A 21,525-nucleotide genomic window follows, 5' to 3' on the forward strand; every position below is an offset into this window, starting at 1 on the left:
TGTTCGAGGTCGGACGGGGCGCGGTTCGGCTGCCGGCCGGGATCCGGGACACGCGGCAGCTGCCGGCCGGTCTTCGACGCGACGTACTCGCCGATCGCCTTCGCATGCTCCTGCATGCTTTCGAGCGAATCACCCACGATGAGGTCCACGGGCAGGCCGGTCTCGCCGGCCACCTGCGCGCGCCACTCGCTCGCCTGCTTCTCGGCCTTGAGCTGGTCGAGCTCCTTCTGGAGCTTCGCGGTGCGGGCCTCGGCCTTCTGCGCCTCGCTCATCTGCGATTCCTTGAGCTGCTGCAGTTCGTCGGCCGCGGCCTTGTTGTCCTTGGCGCGCTTCTCCCACTCGCGAGCGTGGGAGCGTTCCGCCTCGAACCTCGCCTTCCAGTCGACGTCATCGCCGTCGCCGGTATCGCCCGTTCCGGACTGTCCGCCGTTGCGGCCATCGGCGCCACCCGGGTCCGCGCCCGCATCGACGAAGCGAAGATGGCGCGGCATGCGCAGATACCAGGGCTGGTTCATGTTGAACATGGTGTTCTCCTTGTTAGATCGGGCCCGTTCCGGGCATAAAAAAACCACCCGTGCGGGTGGTTATAAACAGAAAAAATGGTTATAAGATCAGGTCAGAGCTGTCCGAGCGCCTTCTTACGAGCGTATTCCGCTCTCAGTTCATCCGATGACACGTAGTCTCCTACGGACCATCGTTTCGTTCCTTCGCTGGAGATCCATTCCTGTTCCTCTTTGGACGGCGGGATAAACCCTGTCTTGGCGTGGATGCTCGCGATGGTATCCGGATCGGTGATGACGGTGACCTGATCCGGCGTGGTTACAAAGCGTTCGTCCATGATCTCAATCATACCAATCTGGCATATATCACGGGATCGCCGTTCTTCATCCGTCCGAAGCCTTCGTATTGGAGGAACGTTCCGCGGGGAAGCAATATCTCCTCCTGCCCTTTCTTTTTGGTGATCGGTTCAAGGTATATGGCGTTGCATCCGGGAGGAAGCAGCACTCTCGTCGTGATTCTAACGCCGTCGTTCTCGACCTTGACGCCGCCCTCGAAGAGGGATGTGGCCATATACCCGTTATGCCGGATGATCCGACCTGGTGGGATCGTCGGGAGTTGATCCAATTCGTCGATGTCGAAGACGTCCAACCGCATGTAACGGTCTACGGTGAACTGCCGGCGGACTGAATGGTCCGATATGGCCTCGTCGATGATATCGATCCGGCTACTGATTTCATCTGTCATTTCACGATTTCCGAACAGTGCGTCGTTGGAGGCCTTGAATGTGCCGTCCGTCCACCCGCGGAGCGCTTTCTGCTTCTGCTCGGGAGTGTATTTGTCCCACGGCATGCGCACGGTGAAGTCGGATAGTCGGGCGAGCTCGTCGGGAGTCGGGGCAATGGCGTTGTGGCTCCACCGGATGTCCGGTGTCGGCGTGACGCCGTCGCTGAGCCGGTCGGGATAGATGCGGCGCATGGCGGCGAGTTCGGCGTTGCGGGGCGCGTTCTTGCCGGCGGCGGCCTTGCCTGCCTCGTACATGGTCTTGCATTCCTGCTGCGACGGGGTGAGGACATCATCTTTCCATCCGGGGATGGTGGTGCAGTGGCATTTGCCGTCGTGGAAGCTGCCGCCGAACTGGGCGGTGTCCTTGCTGTGGTAGACGAAGCCGCGCCCGGCGAGCATGACGCAGAACGCGCACGGTGAAACGCCTCCGGTGACTCGCGCCCAACGTGGTTCGGCGGGGTCCTTGGCGATGTTGTCCTGCATCGTGTACCGTGCGGACGCGCGGACCATGTCGGCGGCGAACTGCATCGCGTCGTCCATGTTCCGCAGGCTCGGCCACAGGTCGTCCACCGTCAGTCCCGCGCGCGACCGTCCCTCCGTGAGCTGGGAGTAATTCAGGCCGTTGTAGTCCGAACCGTTGAAACCTCCGACCATGCGGTACAGCGTGCGATCGGCGTCATAGGAGTCCGTGACGAAGTCCTCCATCGTGACGCCGTATTCCTCCTCGTAGGCCCGGCGTACGACGTTGTAGTAGTCGTTCGCGTACTGGCCGGCCTCGCGCGCGTATCGGCGCATGACGTCGGTCATGTCGAGATCGGCACGGCCGAACCCGGATTCGACGGCGTCGGCGGCCTCCTCCGCCAATGCCTCCAGATCATCCTGATACTTGTTGGTCAGTCGGTCCAGCACCGTTTCCAGATGCCGCCGCCTGTCGTCCGATATCGGCGGAAGGTTCGGTCTGCTCAACGTCCCCTCCCTGCCTACTCATCGTGACCTGCCGTTGGAGCTGTTCGATACGGTCCTGCGCGCGTTTGCGCTGCTGGTATGCACGGAACGATTGGATCTCGCCGAACGTGAGTCCGGCCTTCATCAGGCCGATGTCCGAGTCCGCGAAATCACTGTTGACGCCGGCGACCTTCGCGTAGTAGTCGGCGCGTGCCGCGTCGGATATCTCGCGGGTGGGAGCCCATACGGGCGTGATCCTTGCGAGTTCCTCGACGGGCAGGTTCAGCGCCATGCCGGCCACGTCCTTGAGCGCGCGGGAGAACAGGCGGTTCTGCCGGTCGGCCTCGCGGCTGAGCTTGCGTTCGGCCGCGGCCATGGCCTCCGCGCTTGCGGGGTTGTCCATGGTGATGCCCAGGTCGTTGACGGGCAGGCTGGTTTCCGAGGCGACCATCATCGCGAGCGTCTTGAGCATGTCGCTGTGGGGTTGCATGGAGGCCTGCTGGATCTGCTGCAGGGTCGGGATGTTGTTGTCCACGTCGCGGCTGACCGCGTTGATGGCCGAGATCAGGCTCGTCCACTTGTCCGAGCCCAACGCGTCCCGGTCCAGTCCGAGGAACCAGAGCTTCGGCGCCGCGTAGAATTCGGCGTTGCCTTCCATGCGCACGATCGTGCGGAACGCGGCGTCGGTCAGGCTTATGAGCGGCCGGCTGATACGGGAACGTCCGAACGGCCGGTTGAGCTGCGGGTCGTAGGAGAACGCGATCACGTTCGGTCGCCCGTAGTTCGTTACCAGCGTGGTCGCCTTCCACCGGCCCGACTTCTTGCGGCACACGTACACCCTGTCGGCCAGCCACACGTTGAACCCGGTTATCGTGCCGTCGCGGTCGGCGTCGGTGATGGTCATCGCGCTGCCGATCCGGTTGTCGTACGTGTCCCAGATCGCCGACGACCAGTCCGCCGAGCGTGGCGTGACTTTCGCGAGCCCGTCCGCGTCGCGGCTGATGGTCAGGAACGCGCACGAATGCGTGTACGCGCTCACGATGGTCTGGGAGACGACCGAGTCCAGCGCGTTGCGTTCGAACAGTTCGCCGACGTCCGATGCCAGTCCTTCGGAGGAGCCTCCGTCCACGGAGAAGCCCTCGAACGCGCTCAGATCGGATAACGCCCTGACCGCTTTCGCGGGCCAGCCGACGGGAGCCATGTATCCGGTCCTGATCTTCTCCGGAATGGCGATCCCGAAGTCCCGCATGCGTTCCTTGGCCGTGTAGTACAGGCTGCGCAGCACGTTGCCGCCCATCTTGTCATGCCAGACTTTGAGCAGTTCCTCGATGGTGTCCCAATCGGATTCGTCCACGCCGGTGATGGAGCGTGCCGACGGAAGCGTGTTTGCGGCGAGGAACGGTTTGCCGCCCGCGGCGGCGACCATGTCCGCACTGACCATCAGACCATCATCTCCTGTCTGCGGTTGGGGTCGCGTTTGGTCACCATGGTCCCGTAGAGGGCTAGGGTGACCGCGACCAGGGGGGATATGTCGATGTCCGAGCCCATCTTGTTCCATCCGACCGCGCCGGAGGATCCGATGGGTCGGGTGACCGCGTTGGCGACGGCCGTGGCGAGTGCGGGCGAGTCCCTGTCGGGCAGGTGGGTGAGCTTGTGGGCGTTGAGCATGTCCTGGAACATGCCGCACGCGCGGCCCATGTCCTGCGCGTTCGTGACGATCGGCCGCACATGCCGGCTCTTGAGCTCCTGCAGCAGCGCGGCGGCGGGGCTTTGGGCGTCGATGACGACGCTCGCGGTCTTGGGCCAGTGTGCGGCGATATGGTCGACGGCCCACATGGTGCCATGCTGTCTGGTGGCCTTGAACTCCCTGAGTTCGACGTGGACGGTGCCGTCCGGGTGGCGGATCGCGCCGCCGATCGCCAGCGTCGACCGGTCGGGCGCCATGTCGAGCGCGTAGCCGATCAGGCCGGTCTTGTCGACCTGTTCCGGGTCGATCGTCGCGGCCTGCCAGGCCGTGGGGTCGATGGCCCGGCTGGCGGTCGTCTCGTCCCAGATGCCCAGGGCCTCGCGGCGGAAGCTGTCGTCGGCCATGAGGTTGCGCATCCTCAATATGGCGGTCTCGCTGGTGCGTTTCGGATACGAGGGGTTGGCCTTCGCCCACTGGTCGCGGTCGTCGGGGTCGGCGTCGCGGTCGGCGGCGAGTTCGACGTACACCATGCCGTCGGTGCCGTTGAGCGCGGCCTGTCGTTTCTCCTCGAACACCTCGGATTGGTCGCCGGGTTTGGGCGGGTTGCCGAGGAACACGACGAGCGGGTCGGGGCTGACGTTGACGATGGGCAGCATGTTGTCCAGGGCGCGCACGGTGAGGATCTGGGCCTCGTCGAAGATCTCCACGTCCACCGAGTGCAGGCCTCGGCCGAAGCCGTTCTCGCGCGCGCCGAACATGATCCGGCTGTGGTTGCGGAACGTGATCTCCTGCTGGCCGTTGGCCCTGCGGATGCGTTCCACGTAGCGGGCGAGGAGCCTGTTCTTGGCCAGGTCGCACAGGTCGGCGAACGTCTCGTCCGACGTGCGCGTGTGGTGGGCGGTCCAGATGACCTTCAGCCCCGGGTGCAGGATGCACTTCAAGAACATGGCGGTGCCGAGCGTGAACGTCTTGCCGATCTGACGGCAGGAACTGACGACGGTGCCTCCCTCGCCGCACGCGTACCTGCCATCCTGGCGGCGGGCGAACAGCAACCAGAGCAGTCCCTGCTGCCACAGGTCGTAGCGGATGCCGGCCTTCACGGCGATTCGGTTCAACCGGGTGAAATCACTGGAGACGATGCCCGATGGCTGGGCGAGATGCTGGGCGATCTCAGACAATCGACGCTCCTGCATCCGCGTTCACCTCCGTCATATCGTCGTCCGGGTCGAACAGGTCATCGTCGCCGCCGGCCATGTCGTGGAGTTTCTCGCACACCTGCACGTAGCGGACGGCGATGTTCGCGATCGCGGTCGCTGGCGTGCCCGGATCGTCCAATATGGTTTTCAACCGGTCGCGCACGTGCCGCAGGTCGTCCTCCAGGGATCCGTCCATCATCCGTTCGAACTCGCGCGACCCCAGTTGCGGCGCCGGCTCGGGCTTTGGGTTCGGCTCCCGTTTTGCGGTTTGTGGTTTCCGCGTCACCGGCCTGCCGGCCTTTCGGCGTTTGCGGCAGGAGAGCACGCGGCACGAGTCAGAGCAGTAGCGTGCCCTCGAAGACATGTTCGCGTCGAGGGGCTTGCCGCAGTACGCGCAGGCTCTCATCGGCATCATGGCACCCCTTTCTGCTGGCGTTAACGATGACGCGGAGCGTTAACGGTTAACGGTTGCGAACGCTGGGGAGAGATCGGCCCTGCACCCGAGGAGGCCGCGAGACGGGGTGGGAGGGTGTCCTCCCGTGGGTCGGCGGCTACCAGTCGCCGCTCGTGGTGAACGGCAGTGCGGTCGCGGGCGGTTCGGACCGGCGTGAGAGCAGGCCGCGCGCGTACGCGTCGCTCTTGTCGCTTTTCAATCGGTTGCATCGACGGTGCGTGAGCCGGCAGTTGCCGAAGTCCAACGGGTCGCCGCCTCGGGACACGGGCACGAGCTCGTCGACCTCCGCGCTCATGGGATGCGGCGAGCGCAGGCTCTTGTCGACCGGCTTGCCGCAGATCGCGCACACGTCATAGGCGGCGCGGACCCGCGCGACGAGCTGGTTTCGGCGCCATCCGTTGCGTTTTCTGGGATTGCCCTTGCTCATGGCCGGCCTTGTTGTCCGGCCATGCGCGTCCACGTGTCGGCGAACGCTTGGGCGGCGGTCTGGAAGTAGGGGGCGAGGTCGTCCACGATCACGTGCCCGTCCGGGGTGACGTGCACGGGGACGGGCAGGTCGGTGAGGTCGACGAGCCGGCTGGAGGTCGTATCGTCGGTGACGATCAGGTTGAGGGTGGGGGCGTTCTTCTTCATATCCCCTCCTTGGAATCGTTGGAGTATATCAGCGTGTCGCGTGTCCCCGGCTTGCATAACTTATTTATCTAAGATAAAATAGTTATGCCAGCAAGGCAGAAAGGAGGTAACACCGATGAGCATCAAGGATTGGTTCGACGTCGCAAACGACATCATCGCCAACGTCATCGCAATAATCGCCCTCATCGTGGCGGTCAAGCGAAGACCGAAGCACAAGAAGTAAACAAGGGTTCCGGCTAGACCAATTAGCCGGAGCCCTCCGAGCCAATCCTAATCCATCGGAAAACCATCATGAGAACATCAGTCATCTTCGGCATCATCTCCGCACTGTTCGGAGCCATCGCCCTCGGCGCGGCCATCGGGGACAACACCATCACCAGCGGCGGATTCGGCATCGCCGCCGGCATCATGGGACTCGCCGCGGGACTCATCGGACGAGACGACGAACGATGAACGCCCGCCACTACCTCAGCGCCAAACAGGTAGGCGAACGACTCGGCGTCAAAAACGCCAGCGCATACAAGCTACCCGAACCCGACGCCTACATCGGAGACACCAAAGGCTGGAAGCCCGAAACCATCGACCAATGGAACGCCAACCGTCCCGGCCGAGGCGTCGGCGGAGGCCGACCACGCAAACACCCAAAGACCGACGACTGAATACGAACGGCGCCCGCGATGATTGTCGCGAGCGCCGCTCTTTTTGCTTGGTGGCTTGGGCGGTATTCGAAGCCGCGGTAGAGTGCCGGACTGCACATGGCGTCCGCCGTTTGCTCCACACCATCGCCCCGAGGCGATGGCCCTTTAGTCCTCTCAGGCACGCAAGCCGTTGGCGGGAGGACATGATTCGCAGCCGGATTGGACCCGGCCGCGCCCGATCGGGGAGCCTCCCATGAAGCAGTGTGCGGCGCCCGCGTCCGGCCGGATTCGAACCGGCGACCTTATGACCGTGGCCATACGCTCTAGCCTCTGAGATACGGAGGCGAGCGCCGCGTGCCATCGCCATCTTTGATGGAAATGACCACTGTAGATATGTGTACATGGACAGTTTGGTGTCGTCAAGTTTTGTGGACAGTTCAGGGTTGGGTTTTGCGACCGCGGCCGGTGCGGTTGGATGCTTGCCATACGTCCCATACGAGGTAGATGGGTGATCCTGTTTCGTCGGTGGAGACGGGGTTGATGACGTTGCGGGATCCCCAGTGTGAGATTGTGTTGGCTTTGATGTTGATGCCCCATGGTGTGAGGAGTCGGCTGATTGATGCGGCGGTGCCTCGTGCTCCGCCTATTGCGATCATGGCCATGCTTGTTCGGTGGATGTCCTTGATTTTGTGTGTGGTGTGGCATTGGTCGCATGCCTTGTAGCCGGATGCGAGTTCGAGCGGGTCGCAACGCAGTTCGTATCCGCATTGGGGGCACCAGCCGATCATCTTCGTGCCCGGCGGCGGGTTGAGCATGCGATCCAACCGGACTGCGGCCTGGTCGACAAGTTCGGCCAATGCGGGGAAGTCGTGTCTGTTGGTGAGGTGGGTTTGGTTGTGGATGATGCCGGTGAGCAGGTCGGTGGTGTCCATTGCGTGGTGTGGGTGCAGGCGGGCGGCTTTGGTCATGGTGCGGACGAGCTTGTCGATGTCCTGTTGGAATTGCCATGCTCCCAGATTCATGGGTACCGGTGCCGTCGATCGCGTGCCGTGACCGCCCGTGTCGTGGATGACCGTGGCCTTGCGCAGGGCAAGCTGGGTGAGCGGCGCGTATCCGGCCTTCAGCGAACGCAGGTTGGCGTCGAATCGTTGTTGTGGTGGCGTGTGTTCGGTCATGTGTTCGAAACCCTCCGCTCGGTCGGCTATAGTGGACTGTGGTCGCGGTTCCCTCTGCCCCTTGCGGGTGGAGGGTTTCGTTTTGTTCGGGGTTCAGTCGAACAGTGTGGGTTCGATGAACTCGGGGTGTTTCGGTTGGGGTGGCGTGGGATGGTCGAGTTGGTGGATCAGGTCGCGGATCTCCTGTTCGGGGACGCCGTAGGGTTCGAGCGCGTGGATGATCGTGTCGACCGGCTCGTGCTTCCTCTGGTACCAGTCGGTGATGATCCTGCGGAATGCCGCCTTCATTTTGGTTGCTCCTTCGTGTAGGGGTTGATGGTGCGACCGGGATCTCGAGGCCGTCCAGTGTCATGGACTCCGGACACGTAGCCCTCCTTCCACGCGCGGGCGGCGAGCGCCGACCCATAACCATTGTTCGCTTCCCATCCGTTCCTCCTTCCACGCGCGGGCGGCGAGCGCCATGCGGTCGTCGTCCGAGGGGGCCGGGGAGCGTGTATTCGGCGCGTAGGGTTTGGGCTCGTTGCCGGTACATGGCTTGTGTGGCGGGGTCGGCGTCCTGCCAGTCGAGTCGTGGTCGGATGAGTTGCAGGAGGATGCGGGCGAGTTTCTCGTTCGGGCTCATGCTCATCTGCGTGCCTCGTCAAGCACGTTGACGGCCTTGACGTCATGGCCGGGATGATTGGTTCCGGCATGCGAGCCGATCACGAGCAGCAGATCGTCCGTGTCGAAGCATGCCTGCAGGCGGGGATGGTATTTGAGCCATCCGTCAATCGTCTGCCCGCTGGACGTGACCGCGATGAACCGGTGGCCGTCCAACCGTTCCAATGGCATGCGACGCCAGTCAAGGGATTCATGCACGGGGCTCATTCGGACCAGCCCCTGTCCGCGCCGTCCGCGTGATCCCAATCACAGGAGAGGCCATGGGCGTTTGCCACGCAGGTCACGTACCGTGTCTCGCCGATCGGCACCACCTCGCACCTGCGGAAAAACACCGCTCACAAAGCGGACACCAACTTGCCAAAACACAGTTCACCCGCATCATCCGGCACGGCTCCTGCGGATTGTTCTCGCTGCAGGATCCATACGGGGCCCGCGGCATCGACCCGGATGGCGAATACCTCGCCATCCACGAATGTTATCGGGCTCCAATCAGCGTGAAGCCGTTCAAACCACCCAGACGGCGGACGGCGGAACGCTGGAACCCGAATATCCGCTTGTCGGACGAAGAGGTCCGACTGTTCACCCGACTTTGGAGGCGACCATTATGAGCATCATCCCACCCAAACGCCACGCGAAGCCCCGGCCGCGCGTCATCCCCGTGCCGGAGACCACGCACCACCGGTTGCGCCGCGTCTACCCGGCCGCCATCCAGTTCCTCCGCCAGCCCGCCGTGACGAGCGGGTTCGGCACCGCGGCCGGCACCACGCGCGAATGCACGTGCGGCTACAAGACCCGAAGCCCCCAGCAGTTCCTCGCCCACATCGAAGAGAAAGCCATCCTCATGCCCGTAGCATCCTTCCAAGCGCCCCGCCCGTTGATGACCCATCGTCTCGTGGACACCGCCAAGCAGGGCAAGGTGTTCATCTGCTCGTGCGGCCACGACTTCACGTCGCTGAGCCTCATGCAGGAACACATCCGCTACGCCGACAAGATCGAGGTGGACGACCATGAGTGAGCCGCATCTCATCGTCACCGAATACGACGGCCGGTTCCACTGGTGGCGCTCATGCGGCTGGGACACCGGCAGCCGCGTACAGCTCCACCAGCACCTCGGCAACGTGAAAGGGGTGCGGCCATGACCCGATACTGCGTGAACCATGACGGCAACCATGCGGGCGGGCTCAACGTGTGCGCGGCCTGCGCCCGGAAGTTTCGCGAGGCGTTGCAGTCAATCGCCGTGGACGTGCCCGCCCTGTTGCTGATCGCCTCACGTCAGGCCGGCACCGGCGGCAGCGACCGTACCGGCGTGCGCAGCAGGTCGGCGCACGCGCCGCTGCTGATACGCGAGCAGGCGTGGGAACTCTACTGCCAAGTGGAGGAGCTGGTACGGCTCGCGGCGCTCCAGTGCGGTTGCCCGCCGGCGGCGAGACGAACGGCCGGCGTGTCCGAACTTGTGCGTGCCATCCTTTCCGACGACAACCCATTGCTCGCGGCATCGGATGCGCGAGAATGGTGGAGGGACGTCGTGGATATGGCCGGCAGGGTGAGCCGCATGGTGGATCCACCGGCCACGAGGGTGGCGTTCGGCGCGTGCCCGTTCTGCGAGCACGGCGTCGTCTGGGGCGCGCCACGGGACCACATGGGCGAATGCCGTTCCTGCGGCGCGCAGGTCAACCGCACCTACGTGGCCGACCGGCTGCTCGACAAGCTCGCCAAATCCGAGAAGAAGGGCACCCCGAAACAGCTGAGCCGAGAATGCGCCAAGGCCGGCATCCGATTGCCGGCCTCGACCATCCGCGCATGGATCCACCAGAAGCGCCTCACACCCGACCAACACGGACACGTCACGTTGAGCGGCATCGTGCCGTTGCTGCGTCGAAGAGCCGGCTGAAACGACAAAAACGGCCCCGTTCTCCACGATGGGAGAGCGGGGCCGCATTGTGTAGAAAGTGTAATGAGCCGGTGGAATCGGATAAATGAAAGTCGCCGGGAGAACCAACGACACGCCAGCGATATGAGGCGTGTCATGGGGGCATCGTGTCTGGTCGTGTCTGAAAATCGTGTCTGAATCGTGTCTGAATCGTGTCTGAGCGGGCAAAAGAGGGGGAGGAGAGAGAAACGAAAAAGCCCGGAATCGTTGAAATTCCGGGCTTTCTGGTCGGACCAGCGGGATTTGAACCCGCGACCCCTTGACCCCCAGTCAAGTGCGCTACCAAACTGCGCTATGGTCCGAATGACTGATTATTCACGTCGTGTCTGAGCGGGTAAAACACCGAAGGTGTTTCCGTCATCGTGTCTAATCGTGTCTGTCTTCAATTATATAGCTTTCGCCGTCGGCCCTTAGCCCAGTCAGCACAAGCCCTCAGGTCAGGTGCTACTCAGCTGGACTGAGTAACCCCTTGACCCCCAGTCAAGTGCGCTACCAAACTGCGCTATGGTCCGATGGCGCAAAAGCACCGAGTAGATAAATTACCAGATCATTGAGAAAATGCAAATTCGACGTGTCGCAATGGGCGGATGTAGGGATGTGACGCTTGGTCTAGAGCGGCGATGCGTAGTCAGTGCTTGCGTACGACGCGAATTTCGTCCGAATCGAAGCGCGGATAGCGGCGGCGGAACAGTTCGCGGCATTTGCTCAGCGCACTTCCTTGATTTCCGGAGCGCACTTCGACGCGATGTCCGTAAGGATCCCGCAGTTCGCCGATTCCGTTGCTCCATGAGTACATGAGATATCCGGCCATGCTGACCACCATCCTCCCGACTTTATTATATGTACTGCTTCCCAGACGTTGCCGGTCCGGCGTAAACGATTGATTAATGCAGGGTGAAGGCGTGAGGGGCAAGCGCATGTTCCGGATCGTCAATGGAGATGTCGTCGGTCTTCTGGACGATGTCTCGAAAGCCGGTGCCGCCGTGTTTCCGGAGCCGGTTCTCTCGTGCAGGCAACAGCGGGTCGTCTGTACGTTTTCTGTTCGTATCGCGTCGGCACGAGGGCGCTGTCCGTGAAATTAAAGTCTGGAGTGTCGGGTGATTCGCCCGCGAGCGGGTGATGGGAGAATCCGCGTGCGTTGCTTCATGTCCGATCGGTGCGCGTCGGGTGAAGGTGTCTGCGAGATGTCGTGTCCGTCTCTTGTGCCCGTCAGAAAGTTCTTGCCAAAAATGGGTGGGCAGATGACGGTTCCGTCGTTTACCTGCGCATCGATGCGAAATCGCAACGGTGCTGCGCAGACAATCGCGTCGTACTCAAAATGGGCAGACTCGAGGTGCGGCCTGCGCGCGCCGGCCGTTGATCGATCGATAGGGGGCCGGCAACTGCAACATGCGCTATCACGACTTTAAAGACGTCAAAGATGGGACGATGGATAATGAAGAACGGTAAGCATGGGGCTTCGTTGATTGGAGGTATGCGACGTGGCTGGTTACGAGCAAATCAGGCAATTCGCTGAGGAACATCCCGTTCAGGCGCGGATCATCGAGCATGAGGCCGCGATCGTCGATCTGGAGTCAGGCGCGAAGGTGTTCGACGTCACCAAGGCGGCGGCCACCTACATCGTCGAAACCAAGGAAGGCGTGTTCGCCGTCGTCGCATCCGCCAGAGGACATCTGAGATGGCGCGAGCTCGGCCGCGCCCTGGGATTGCGACAGATCCATCTGGCTGCTCCGAGCCTGGTCAAGGAACGTACGGGCTATGCTGTCGGCACGGTCGGCCCGCTGTTCCTCAACGGCGTGCGCATGTTCTTCGACAGCAGACTGCTGGAACACGACATGGTGTACTGTGGTATGGAGGACACGCATCACACGCTCGTCATCGCGCCAAGACTCATCGTCGATAACAATGACATCATCGGCTATTTCAACGGCGACGAATACCTGAAGTGACTATGATCGTCCTGCATATATCGACTGCAAGGCCATCACGGTTTTCCGTGAGTGGCCTTTCTTTATGCATGGATAGGCGAAAGGAGATCGAGCGGTCGCCATGCTGAAGGCTCCGTGCTCGATCGGTCGCGGATGAAGGTGACGATCCCGTCTATGAGTGTGAGCGCAAGGCCGCCGAAGACGTGCGCGAGGGTGCTCCGAACACGAGGGATGCGGATGATGTCAACCGCGCTCCCGCGATACCGTGCGTGCCGCTCATCCGATACGTGAAACGGCCGAACGGCAAACACAACATGTTGTCGAAATATCTCGACGTCGGAAAGAACTAGACAACATGTTGATCATGGAAACCAGGACCGTGGCCGGCAAGGACCAGGTCGCCGTCAAGCACGATCCGGCTGAGTGTTGACGGCATGGCCGTCGCGCCGTCCTCGATGCGTTTTCCATGTGGATTCCAAGGTTGCGTTTACCGGACGATGCGCGGAATTAGGATAAGGGAAGGCGTTTCGTCAAGGAGGAGGCTGCCATGACTGGGGCGGGTGATGATGTCTCGCGGTTGGACGATGGTCCGGATCGGACGGCTGTCGGAGATTCCGCACGGGTCGAATCCCGTCGGAGCATGCGTGGCGTGTCCGTCAAGGCCGCCGCGAGCCGTACGCGATGGCAGAGGCGCAAGCGTGCGCGGACGCGCGCCTCGTTGAATGCCGTTGCATTGCGACTGTTCGACGAGTGCGGATACAGCTCGGTGACGACGCGTAGGATCGCCGACGAAGCCGGGGTCTCGCCGATCACATTGTTTCGGTATTTCCCCGCGAAGGAGGACCTTGTCATCGGATTGTTCGATGCTGACGGTTTCGCGGACCGGTTCCGTCGCGAATCCGTCCGGAAGGATGCTTCCGCCGTTGACGTCGTCCGTTCCTTCGTGTCCGTCATGCTGGGGGAGATGGAACAGTCGTCGGCGGACGAGTTGGCTGTCCGCATGAGAATCATTCGCGCAGACGACGGGTTGACAAAGGTTGTGTATTCTCGCATCCCGGATTGGACGACGAAGATCATGCATGTCGTGCGCGACGATCGTGGAGGTGTCGGATCGGGCCGATCTTCTGATTCCCCGATCGCCGTTACCATGCTCGTTTCCGGGCTGGTCGAAGCGATGTTCGAATGGTCGCGACGTTGCGACGCCGAGTTCCGAGCCGATATTGATCTGCTTGTTGACATCATGTCCGACGCTTGTTCTTTGCTGCGCTGAGCGTCGTAAGACAAGGCGTTATCCCCGTTTTTCGCCTCACGTTCATTTCATATGAAGTATGATTACATATGAAATAGGTCAGATCCTGTTTCATATGTATATGAATTACGTATGAAACAGCAGCCGGAAGTCACAACACGCCGGTCGAACATTCGTTCGAAATCGGTCGTGGAATCATGTATTCTGGAGCGCAGAAAACGGTCGACGACGTGCGAATGGAAGACGGAAGGCGACGATATGGTGACAAAACGGAAGGCCGCGGCAAACGGTAAGAGCGGCGACGTGGTGGTCGAACGCGTGATGACCAGCGACACGTTCCTTGCCCGGGAGATCAAGAAAGCCCCCCTGCGTCGCACGGACAGTGCCCTCATCGCGGACATATCGCATATTCCCAATGATCTTAAGATCACGATCCAGGGCGCCCGCGAGCATAATCTCAAGAACGTGGACCTCGCGATCCCGCGCAACCGCATGGTCGTGTTCACGGGACTGTCCGGTTCGGGCAAGTCCTCGCTCGCCTTCGACACGCTGTTTGCGGAAGGACAGCGGCGTTACGTCGAATCGTTGTCCGCATACGCGCGTCAGTTTCTCGGACAGATGGACAAGCCGGACGTCGACTTCATCGAAGGGCTGAGCCCGGCTGTGTCGATCGATCAGAAGACAACGAACCGCAACCCTCGCTCGACGGTCGGTACGATCACCGAGATCTACGATTACCTGCGACTGCTGTTCGCCCGCACTGGCGTGCCGCACTGCCCGGTTTGCGGGGAGCCCGTCAGCGCGCAGACCCCGCAACAGATGGTCGACACGTTGCTGAAGAACCCGGAACGTACCCGCTTCCAGATCCTTGCCCCCGTGGTGCGTGGTCGTAAGGGCGAGTTCGAGGATCTGCTCGAGCTGTTGCGAGGCGATGGTTACGCCCGTGCGCTCGTGGACGGCGAAATGGTCCAGCTGAGCGACGACATCAAACTTGCCAAGCAGAAAAAGCACACGATCGAGGTCGTGGTCGATCGTCTTGTTACCAAGGACGGAATCCGTCAGCGGCTCACTGATTCGATCGAGACAGCGCTGCGGCTGGCCAAGGGCATCATCGTCATCGACTACGTGGATCGCGACGCCGACGATCCCGCACGGCGCCAGCCGTTCTCCGAGCATCGCGCCTGCCCTAACGGTCATCAGCTCGAACTCGACGAAATCGAACCGCGCACGTTTTCGTTCAACGCCCCGTATGGGGCATGCCCCGATTGCACCGGCATCGGATATTCGTTGGAGATCGATCCGGAGCTCGTCATTCCCGATCCGAGCAAAACGCTCAACGAGGGCGCGATCGAACCGTGGGGACTGACCAAGGGCACGGGGGAGTACTATCGGCATGTGCTCGAGGGGCTCGGCGACGAGATGGGCTTCGATCTCGACACCCCGTGGCAGGATCTGCCCGAGGACGTGCGCCATGCGATCATGTACGGACGTAATTTCAAGGTGAAGGTCTCCTACCGCAACCGGTGGGGGCGCATGCGCGAATACTCCACCGGGTTCGAGGGCGTGGTGCGTACGCTCATGCGTCGGCACGACGAGACCGACTCCGACCAGATGAAGCAGTACTACGAGTCGTACATGCGCGAAGTGCCCTGCCAGACCTGCAAGGGACGCCGTCTGCGCCCCGAAGTGCTTGCCGTCACCATCAATGGAAAGTCGATCGCCGACGTGTGCGACATGTCCGCCGAAGCGAGCCTCGCATGGGTGAACGGATTGGAGCTGACCGGTTCCGCCGCGCAGATCGCGGGAGAGGTCCTCAAGGAGATTCGTGCGCGTCTCGGCTTTCTCAATGACGTCGGACTGAATTATCTGACTTTGTCCCGTGCGGCGAAGACCCTTTCCGGCGGCGAGGCGCAGCGCATCAGACTCGCCACGCAGATCGGTTCCGGACTCGTCGGCGTCATGTACGTGCTTGACGAGCCGTCCATCGGCCTGCACCAGCGCGACAACGAACGGCTGATCGAAACGCTGCATCATCTGCGAGACCTCGGCAATACGCTGATCGTGGTCGAACATGATCAGGAGACCATCGAGAAAGCCGATTGGCTGGTCGATATCGGCCCGGGTGCGGGCGAGCATGGCGGAGAGGTCGTATATTCGGGCCCCGCATCGAAGCTCGTGGAGGCCCCGCGATCGATCACCGGCGACTATATCGCCGGGCGGCGTGAGATCGTTGTGCCGGATCACCGCCGCAAGGTTCGCAAGACCAAACAGCTGCGCGTGGTTGGCGCGCGGGAGAACAATCTCAAGAACCTTACCGTCGATTTTCCTCTTGGCGTCATGACCGTGATCACCGGGGTCTCCGGCTCCGGCAAGTCCACGTTGGTCAACCAGATCCTGTACCCCGTACTCGCCGACAAGCTCAACGGCGCGCGCATCGTGCCCGGCAAGCACACCCGCGTCGAAGGCGTCGACCAGTGCGACAAGGTCATTCACGTCGACCAGAACCCGATCGGTCGTACGCCGCGATCCAACCCCGCGACCTACACCGGCGTGTGGGACAAGATCCGCACCCTGTTCGCCAAGACGCCCGAAGCGCAGGTACGCGGCTACGGACCGGGACGATTCTCGTTCAACGTGAAGGGCGGTCGCTGCGAGGCATGCCATGGCGACGGCACGCTCAAGATCGAAATGAACTTCCTGCCCGACGTGTATGTGGAATGCGAAGAATGCCACGGCAAGCGGTACAACCGCGAAACGCTTGAAGTCAAGTACAACGGCAAGTCCGTCTCCGACGTGCTCGACATGCCCATCGAGGAAGCCGCAACGTTCTTCAAGGCGTACCCGTCGATTTCCCGCTACCTCGACACGCTTGTCGAGGTAGGCCTCGGCTACATTCGGCTTGGCCAGCCCGCTCCGACCCTGTCGGGCGGTGAATCGCAGCGCGTCAAGCTCGCCACCGAGCTGCAGCGGCGTTCCACCGGCAAGACCGTGTACATCCTCGACGAGCCGACCACCGGCTTGCATTTCGAGGACGTGCGCAAGCTGCTGCTCGTCCTGCAGGGGCTGGTTGACAAAGGCAATACTGTAATCGTCATCGAGCACAATCTTGATGTGGTCAAGTCGGCGGACTGGATCATCGACCTTGGCCCAGAAGGCGGAGACGGAGGCGGCACGGTCGTGACGCAGGGCACGCCCGAACAGGTGGCCGAATGCGCGGAATCATGGACCGGAAAGTTCCTTGGTCCGATGCTGCGGGACAACGTCGACTGAGATGTGGCCTTGAACGCGGGATTCCGCGGGGAATGCATTGCCCGTTCGCTGCATCCAGGGCCGTTCCTCCAATCCCGTGGTCCCCGGTTCCACCGCATATTACGATGACGGCATTCGTTTGTCGGCTGCGATGTTCTCGATGACGAAGGAGACACCATGACCAACGACATTGAACGGCATGCGCCCGATGTGTGGCGCAGGACGGCAGATGCTCTGCAGAAGGACATGGTCGGGGTCGATTCGTCCATGGGCGTCAACAAGAATGGTGCGCCGTTGCTGGGGGACACCCGTGATCTGTTTCGTCCGAAGACCGGCGATATCCCCGCACAGCCCGGTGTGTACAAGTGGCGCGACGGCGAAGGCCGCGTGATCTACGTCGGTAAGGCCAAAAGCCTGCGCAGCAGGTTGACCAACTACTTCCAGCCCTTATATTTGCTGCACCCGCGCACGCAGACGATGGTACTTACCGCGCGCAGTCTTGAGTGGACGGTCGTCGGCACCGAACTGGAGGCATTGACTCTCGAATACACATGGATCAAGGAATTCGATCCCCGGTTCAACGTGCAGTTCCGAGATGACAAGACCTACCCGTACCTGGCGATCTCGGCGGGGGAGACATATCCGCGTGTGTGGGTGACGCGCAGCCGCAAACGGCGCGACAGCAGGTATTTCGGCCCATATGCGAAAGTATGGGAGCTGCGCAAGTCATTGGACAAGCTGTTGCGCACGTTCCCGGTACGCACCTGTACCGACAGCGTGTTCCGCAAGGCCGAGCTGACCGGACGTCCCTGCCTGCTCGCGTCGATCGGAAAATGCTCGGCGCCCTGCGTTCGCCGCATCGACGTCAAGGAACACAGACGTATGTGCGAACAACTGATCGGCGTGATGACCGGACGACTTGGCAAGTCATACGTCGCCCAGCTCACGCGCGAGATGAAGGAGGCCAGCGCCGAACTCGAATTCGAGAAGGCGGCTCGGCTGCGCGACGAAATCCAGATGCTCGGCACCGTCATGCAACAGAACGCGGTCGTGTTCGATCAGGACGTGGATGCCGACGTGTTCGGCATGGCCTCCGACGAACTCGAGGCATCGGTGCATGCGTTCTATGTGCGCGACGGGTCGATACGAGGGGAACGAAACTGGAGCGTCGAACGGGTAGAGGACATCGACGACGCGGAACTGATCGCCGATCTCATCGTGCAGGTGTATGCGGGCGAGGACGAGGGACACATCAGTGCCGGCGACGTTTCCGCCAAGGTCGAGGAGAAGCGTGAGGCGATCGGCTCGACGCAGTCGATGACCGCGACGGACGCCATATCCAGGGCCCAGGCGACCCGGGAACGCCACGAGCGTCAGGAGCAGACCGGCCGCGCCGATCTGCTCGCGCCGATATCCCCGATTCCGCGCGAGGTGATCGTCCCGGTCGAACCTGCTCGCCGCGAGGAACTCGAATCATGGCTGTCTGGACTGCGGGGCGCCGCCGTAACCATCCGTACCGCCCTGCGCGGCGAAAAGAAGACACTGATGGAACGTGCCGCGGACAATGCGAATCAGGCGTTGCAACGCAGCAAAATGAGTCGCATCAGCGATATGGGCGCGCGGTCGGACGCCATGAACGATGTGGCCAAGGCTCTGGGACTCGCGCAGGCGCCGTTGCGCATCGAATGCTACGACATTTCAAACACTGTCGGCGGAGCCTTCCAGGTTGCCTCGATGGTCGTATTCGAGGACGCGATCGCCAAGAAATCCGAATACCGACGGTTCGCCATCAGAGGCAAGGACGGCAACGGGGCGGTCGATGATCTGAGCGCCCTGTACGAGACGTTGACCAGACGGTTCAAGCACGGCAACGTCGCCGGAGATTCCGGCGAAAGCATGGACAACGAGCGTCGAGAACGAGAAGCGGGCGAATCGGACGGTTCGCGTGACATGGATGGCGAGGCGCGGTCCAAAGGCGATGAAACGCCCTCATCAGGCATGACGTCCCCGATCGTGCAGCAGAACACGGATCGTCGTCGTTTCGCCTACAAGCCGAACCTCATCGTCGTCGACGGCGGCCAGCCGCAGGTCATGGCCGCAGCCAAGGCCCTTGCCGACTGCGGCGTGGACGACGTGGCGTTGTGCGGCTTGGCCAAGCGGCTCGAAGAGGTGTGGGTGCCCGACGACGACTATCCGATCATCCTCAAGCGTCAGTCCCAGGGCATGTACCTGCTGCAACGCGTACGTGACGAATCCCACCGGTTCGCCATCACGTATCACCGGCAGACCCGTCGCAAGGGGGCGCTCCGCTCGGCGCTGGACGACATCCCGGGCATCGGCGAGGCCTATCAGAAACGGCTGCTCGGCCACTTCGGTTCGGTGCGCGCCATGCGCGGGGCCAGCCTCGAGGAGCTCGAACAGGTCAAAGGCGTCGGCCGCGCCAAAGCCGAGGCCATATATCAGGCATTGCACGCTCAGCGACAATAATCACTGCGAAGCGCCATCCCGTTCGCAGGGGGATGTGCCGAGTCGGGCGTCGCATTACGCTAGGATGAGGAACAAAACGAAGGAGGGGGTATGACACAGATCGCCAACCGTTGCGCGGTGCTTGGCAAGCCCATCGCGCATTCGCTGTCGCCGGTGTTGCATGATGCCGCCTATCGTGCGCTGGGACTGGACGATTGGGAATATGGGCGTCATGAGGTCGGCGAAGCCGATCTCGGCGATTTCCTGAACGGACTCGACCCGACATGGCGCGGTCTGAGCCTGACCATGCCGCTCAAGAAGACCATCCAGCCGTACGGCACCCCCAAGGATGCATGGGCCAAGCTGCTGAAAGTCGCCAACACGGCGGTGTTCGACTGGTCATCCGCCTCGGACAACGGCGGTCGTCCCGCCATTGCGCTGTATAACACTGATGTGCCGGGCATCCTCTACGCATTCGGGCATGCCTGCGACGTCGGACCCGGCCCGTCTCTGGAGGATCGGGATCTCACCCATGCCGTCGTCATAGGCAACGGCAATACGGCCGCGTCGGCGGTAAGCGCCGCGTCGGTCATGATCGCCGGCACGGCCTCGGCGTCCCGCGGCACGATCACCGTGGCGGCCCGGCATCCGGGCAAGAACCCCGATCTCGCCCGGATCCTCACCGGAAACGATGCCATCGACCTGCATGAGATCACGCTGGAACATGTCACTGAAGCGTTGCGTGACGCCGACATCGTCATCAGCACGATTCCGGGACATGCCGCCGATGCGATCGCCCGGGATATCGACGCGGACGGAGCATTCCGCCCCAAGGGAATGCTGCTGGACGTGGTTTATGACCCACGTCCCAGTGCGCTGATCCGAGCATGGCGCGAGCATGGCGCCGTGGCGATGGGAGGCGAGGAGATGCTGCTGTATCAGGCCATCCTGCAGGTGCGGCTCATGACCGGCTCCCAAGGAGAGGCGGCGTTGCACGGGCGCGACTGGATGGCGGTGCTGGAACAACCTATGCGAGAGGCTCTTGAGGAGGCATTGTGAACGAACCGGCATGGCATTCGCCCGCTCCCGTAGCGGAGAACAAGACCAACGACAGCGAGCCGTCTCCGGCGGACGATTTCGAAGTCCTGCTCATTACCGGCATGTCCGGTGCGGGTCGTTCGCACGCCGCCGACAGCGTCGAGGACATGGGCTGGTACGTGGTCGATAATCTGCCGCCGAAACTTCTGGTGCCGCTGGTCGACATGATGACTCAGGGCGGAGGTCGTTCCGGCAGCGGCGTGCACAAGCTCGCCGCCGTGATCGACGTGCGTTCGCGCGAATACTTCGACGATCTGTCAGCCGTGCTCAGCCACCTGGACGACCTCGGAGTCAAGACCCGCATCCTGTTCCTTGATGCCAGCAACGACGTGCTGATCAAACGTTACGAATCGGTGCGTCGCCCGCATCCGTTGCAGCACGGCAACCGGCTCATTGACGGCATAAAGGAGGAACGCGCGCTCCTGATGAACCTCAAGGAGCGTGCCGACGTGGTCATCGATACGTCCGCGCTGAGCATCCACCAGCTGTCGACCAAACTGTACGAAGCGTTGCTCGGCTCCGGTCCGAAGACAGTGTCCGTGCATATTTTCAGCTTCGGATTCAAGTACGGCGTTCCGTTGGATGCCGATTTCGTGGCCGACGTGAGGTTCCTGCCCAACCCGTTCTGGGTGCCAAGCCTGCGGGAACTTACCGGGCAGGACAAGCCGGTGTCCGATTACGTGCTCGGCAGCGACGGCGCGGAGGCGTTCCTCGAAGCCTACGAGCATGCCATTCTCGTCGCGCTGAAAGGCTATGCGCAGGAGGACAAGCATTTCGTCACCATCGCCATCGGATGCACGGGCGGGCAGCACCGATCCGTGGCGATGAGCGAAGAGCTTGCGAGACGGCTGCGATCGCATGGTCTCGTCGTCAGCGTCTCCGCCCGCGAACTGCAGCGCAGGCACGGCGAACGGTAGCCGGAGAGGGACGGGT

General features: G+C 62.1%; 23 protein-coding genes and 2 tRNA genes. 11 read left to right on the forward strand and 14 right to left on the reverse strand.

The annotated features are described in order from the left end of the window. From GFD25_RS03915 to GFD25_RS03950, 8 genes are all read right to left on the reverse strand, one after another. A partial coding sequence (locus tag GFD25_RS03915; RefSeq protein ID WP_239512393.1) for a capsid assembly scaffolding protein Gp46 family protein occupies positions 1 to 524 on the reverse strand: 524 nt, incomplete at its 3' end. A 92-nt stretch (positions 525 to 616) separates the two neighbouring features. Beyond that, positions 617 to 838 carry a hypothetical protein gene (locus GFD25_RS03920; RefSeq protein ID WP_163230160.1) on the reverse strand — a complete coding sequence of 74 codons (222 nt, stop codon included), beginning with the start codon at positions 836 to 838 and terminating at the stop codon, positions 617 to 619. Between the two features lie 8 nt (positions 839 to 846). Beyond that, positions 847 to 2,250 (reverse strand): VG15 protein, encoded by a 1,404-nt coding sequence (locus GFD25_RS03925; RefSeq protein WP_163230162.1) that lies wholly within the window; start codon positions 2,248 to 2,250, stop codon positions 847 to 849. Beyond that, positions 2,159 to 3,670 carry a phage portal protein gene (locus GFD25_RS03930; RefSeq protein WP_163230164.1) on the reverse strand — a complete coding sequence of 504 codons (1,512 nt, stop codon included), beginning with the start codon at positions 3,668 to 3,670 and terminating at the stop codon, positions 2,159 to 2,161. The genes GFD25_RS03925 and GFD25_RS03930 overlap by 92 nt, the downstream gene beginning before the upstream one ends. Beyond that, positions 3,670 to 5,094: a terminase gene (locus GFD25_RS03935; RefSeq protein WP_338024618.1), complete on the reverse strand. Its 1,425-nt coding sequence runs from the start codon at positions 5,092 to 5,094 to the stop codon at positions 3,670 to 3,672. Before GFD25_RS03935 ends, GFD25_RS03930 begins: the two co-directional genes overlap by 1 nt. Continuing rightward, positions 5,087 to 5,527 (reverse strand): hypothetical protein, encoded by a 441-nt coding sequence (locus GFD25_RS03940; RefSeq protein WP_163230168.1) that lies wholly within the window; start codon positions 5,525 to 5,527, stop codon positions 5,087 to 5,089. Before GFD25_RS03940 ends, GFD25_RS03935 begins: the two co-directional genes overlap by 8 nt. 136 nt (positions 5,528 to 5,663) lie before the next feature. After that, positions 5,664 to 5,993: an HNH endonuclease signature motif containing protein gene (locus GFD25_RS03945; protein WP_163230170.1), complete on the reverse strand. Its 330-nt coding sequence runs from the start codon at positions 5,991 to 5,993 to the stop codon at positions 5,664 to 5,666. After that, positions 5,990 to 6,199, reverse strand: a complete 210-nt coding sequence (locus tag GFD25_RS03950) for a tensin-4 (RefSeq protein WP_163230172.1) — start codon at positions 6,197 to 6,199, stop codon at positions 5,990 to 5,992. The genes GFD25_RS03945 and GFD25_RS03950 overlap by 4 nt, the downstream gene beginning before the upstream one ends. 291 nt (positions 6,200 to 6,490) lie before the next feature. Between GFD25_RS03950 and GFD25_RS12000 the strand changes: the two genes are divergently transcribed. Together GFD25_RS12000 and GFD25_RS03955 are read left to right on the forward strand one after the other, a co-directional pair. Then, the gene (locus GFD25_RS12000) at positions 6,491 to 6,652 is read left to right on the forward strand and encodes a hypothetical protein (RefSeq protein WP_204314765.1); all 162 of its coding nucleotides are present in this window, start codon (positions 6,491 to 6,493) and stop codon (positions 6,650 to 6,652) included. Continuing rightward, positions 6,649 to 6,858 carry a hypothetical protein gene (locus GFD25_RS03955; RefSeq protein ID WP_163230174.1) on the forward strand — a complete coding sequence of 70 codons (210 nt, stop codon included), beginning with the start codon at positions 6,649 to 6,651 and terminating at the stop codon, positions 6,856 to 6,858. Before GFD25_RS12000 ends, GFD25_RS03955 begins: the two co-directional genes overlap by 4 nt. Before the next feature lie 251 nt (positions 6,859 to 7,109). Here the strand turns inward: GFD25_RS03955 and GFD25_RS03960 are convergent. The 4 genes from GFD25_RS03960 to GFD25_RS03975 all read right to left on the reverse strand — a co-directional run bounded on the left by GFD25_RS03960 (position 7,110) and on the right by GFD25_RS03975 (position 8,870). Beyond that, a tRNA-OTHER gene (locus GFD25_RS03960) sits at positions 7,110 to 7,183 on the reverse strand. A 91-nt stretch (positions 7,184 to 7,274) separates the two neighbouring features. After that, entirely contained in the window at positions 7,275 to 8,012 is a 738-nt protein-coding gene (locus GFD25_RS03965; protein WP_163230176.1) for a hypothetical protein, read from the reverse strand. A 93-nt stretch (positions 8,013 to 8,105) separates the two neighbouring features. Next, positions 8,106 to 8,300 (reverse strand): DUF2309 domain-containing protein, encoded by a 195-nt coding sequence (locus GFD25_RS03970; protein ID WP_163230178.1) that lies wholly within the window; start codon positions 8,298 to 8,300, stop codon positions 8,106 to 8,108. 336 nt (positions 8,301 to 8,636) lie between these two features. Beyond that, positions 8,637 to 8,870 carry a hypothetical protein gene (locus tag GFD25_RS03975; protein ID WP_163230180.1) on the reverse strand — a complete coding sequence of 78 codons (234 nt, stop codon included), beginning with the start codon at positions 8,868 to 8,870 and terminating at the stop codon, positions 8,637 to 8,639. Positions 8,871 to 9,276: 406 nt separating this feature from the next. On the opposite strand from GFD25_RS03975, the gene GFD25_RS03980 reads away from it, so the two are divergent. Genes GFD25_RS03980 through GFD25_RS12150 form a run of 3 tightly spaced genes read left to right on the forward strand, consistent with a single transcriptional unit; the run spans position 9,277 to position 10,563 of the window. After that, positions 9,277 to 9,687, forward strand: a complete 411-nt coding sequence (locus GFD25_RS03980; protein WP_163230182.1) for a hypothetical protein — start codon at positions 9,277 to 9,279, stop codon at positions 9,685 to 9,687. Then, entirely contained in the window at positions 9,680 to 9,811 is a 132-nt protein-coding gene (locus tag GFD25_RS12385) for a hypothetical protein (RefSeq protein ID WP_275575574.1), read from the forward strand. Before GFD25_RS03980 ends, GFD25_RS12385 begins: the two co-directional genes overlap by 8 nt. Beyond that, entirely contained in the window at positions 9,808 to 10,563 is a 756-nt protein-coding gene (locus GFD25_RS12150; protein WP_239512394.1) for a hypothetical protein, read from the forward strand. The genes GFD25_RS12385 and GFD25_RS12150 overlap by 4 nt, the downstream gene beginning before the upstream one ends. Positions 10,564 to 10,827: 264 nt before the next feature. Here the strand turns inward: GFD25_RS12150 and GFD25_RS03990 are convergent. Continuing rightward, positions 10,828 to 10,904 (reverse strand) — tRNA-Pro (locus GFD25_RS03990). Positions 10,905 to 11,230: 326 nt separating this feature from the next. After that, the gene (locus tag GFD25_RS03995) at positions 11,231 to 11,425 is read right to left on the reverse strand and encodes a hypothetical protein (RefSeq protein ID WP_163230184.1); all 195 of its coding nucleotides are present in this window, start codon (positions 11,423 to 11,425) and stop codon (positions 11,231 to 11,233) included. A 658-nt stretch (positions 11,426 to 12,083) separates the two neighbouring features. On the opposite strand from GFD25_RS03995, the gene GFD25_RS04000 reads away from it, so the two are divergent. From GFD25_RS04000 to rapZ, 6 genes are all read left to right on the forward strand, one after another. Beyond that, positions 12,084 to 12,551: a YbaK/EbsC family protein gene (locus GFD25_RS04000; RefSeq protein ID WP_163230186.1), complete on the forward strand. Its 468-nt coding sequence runs from the start codon at positions 12,084 to 12,086 to the stop codon at positions 12,549 to 12,551. A 628-nt stretch (positions 12,552 to 13,179) separates the two neighbouring features. Further along, a complete protein-coding gene (locus tag GFD25_RS04005) occupies positions 13,180 to 13,800 on the forward strand; it encodes a TetR family transcriptional regulator (RefSeq protein ID WP_163230189.1) in 621 nt (206 codons plus the stop codon). A 237-nt stretch (positions 13,801 to 14,037) separates the two neighbouring features. Further along, on the forward strand, positions 14,038 to 17,049 hold the full coding sequence (gene uvrA, locus GFD25_RS04010; protein WP_163230191.1) for an excinuclease ABC subunit UvrA: 3,012 nt from the start codon (positions 14,038 to 14,040) through the stop codon (positions 17,047 to 17,049). 156 nt (positions 17,050 to 17,205) lie between these two features. Beyond that, a complete protein-coding gene (gene uvrC / locus GFD25_RS04015; protein WP_163230193.1) occupies positions 17,206 to 19,515 on the forward strand; it encodes an excinuclease ABC subunit UvrC in 2,310 nt (769 codons plus the stop codon). A gap of 90 nt (positions 19,516 to 19,605) precedes the next feature. Further along, entirely contained in the window at positions 19,606 to 20,553 is a 948-nt protein-coding gene (locus tag GFD25_RS04020; protein ID WP_163230195.1) for a shikimate dehydrogenase family protein, read from the forward strand. Beyond that, complete coding sequence (gene rapZ, locus GFD25_RS04025) at positions 20,550 to 21,509, forward strand: RNase adapter RapZ (RefSeq protein ID WP_338024619.1); 960 nt, start codon at positions 20,550 to 20,552, stop codon at positions 21,507 to 21,509. Before GFD25_RS04020 ends, rapZ begins: the two co-directional genes overlap by 4 nt. The last annotated feature ends 16 nt before the right edge of the window (positions 21,510 to 21,525 follow it).

The sequence above is a fragment of the Bifidobacterium aerophilum genome (genome assembly GCF_010667685.1).
In the GTDB taxonomy this organism is placed as follows: Bacteria; Actinomycetota; Actinomycetes; order Actinomycetales; family Bifidobacteriaceae; genus Bifidobacterium; species Bifidobacterium aerophilum.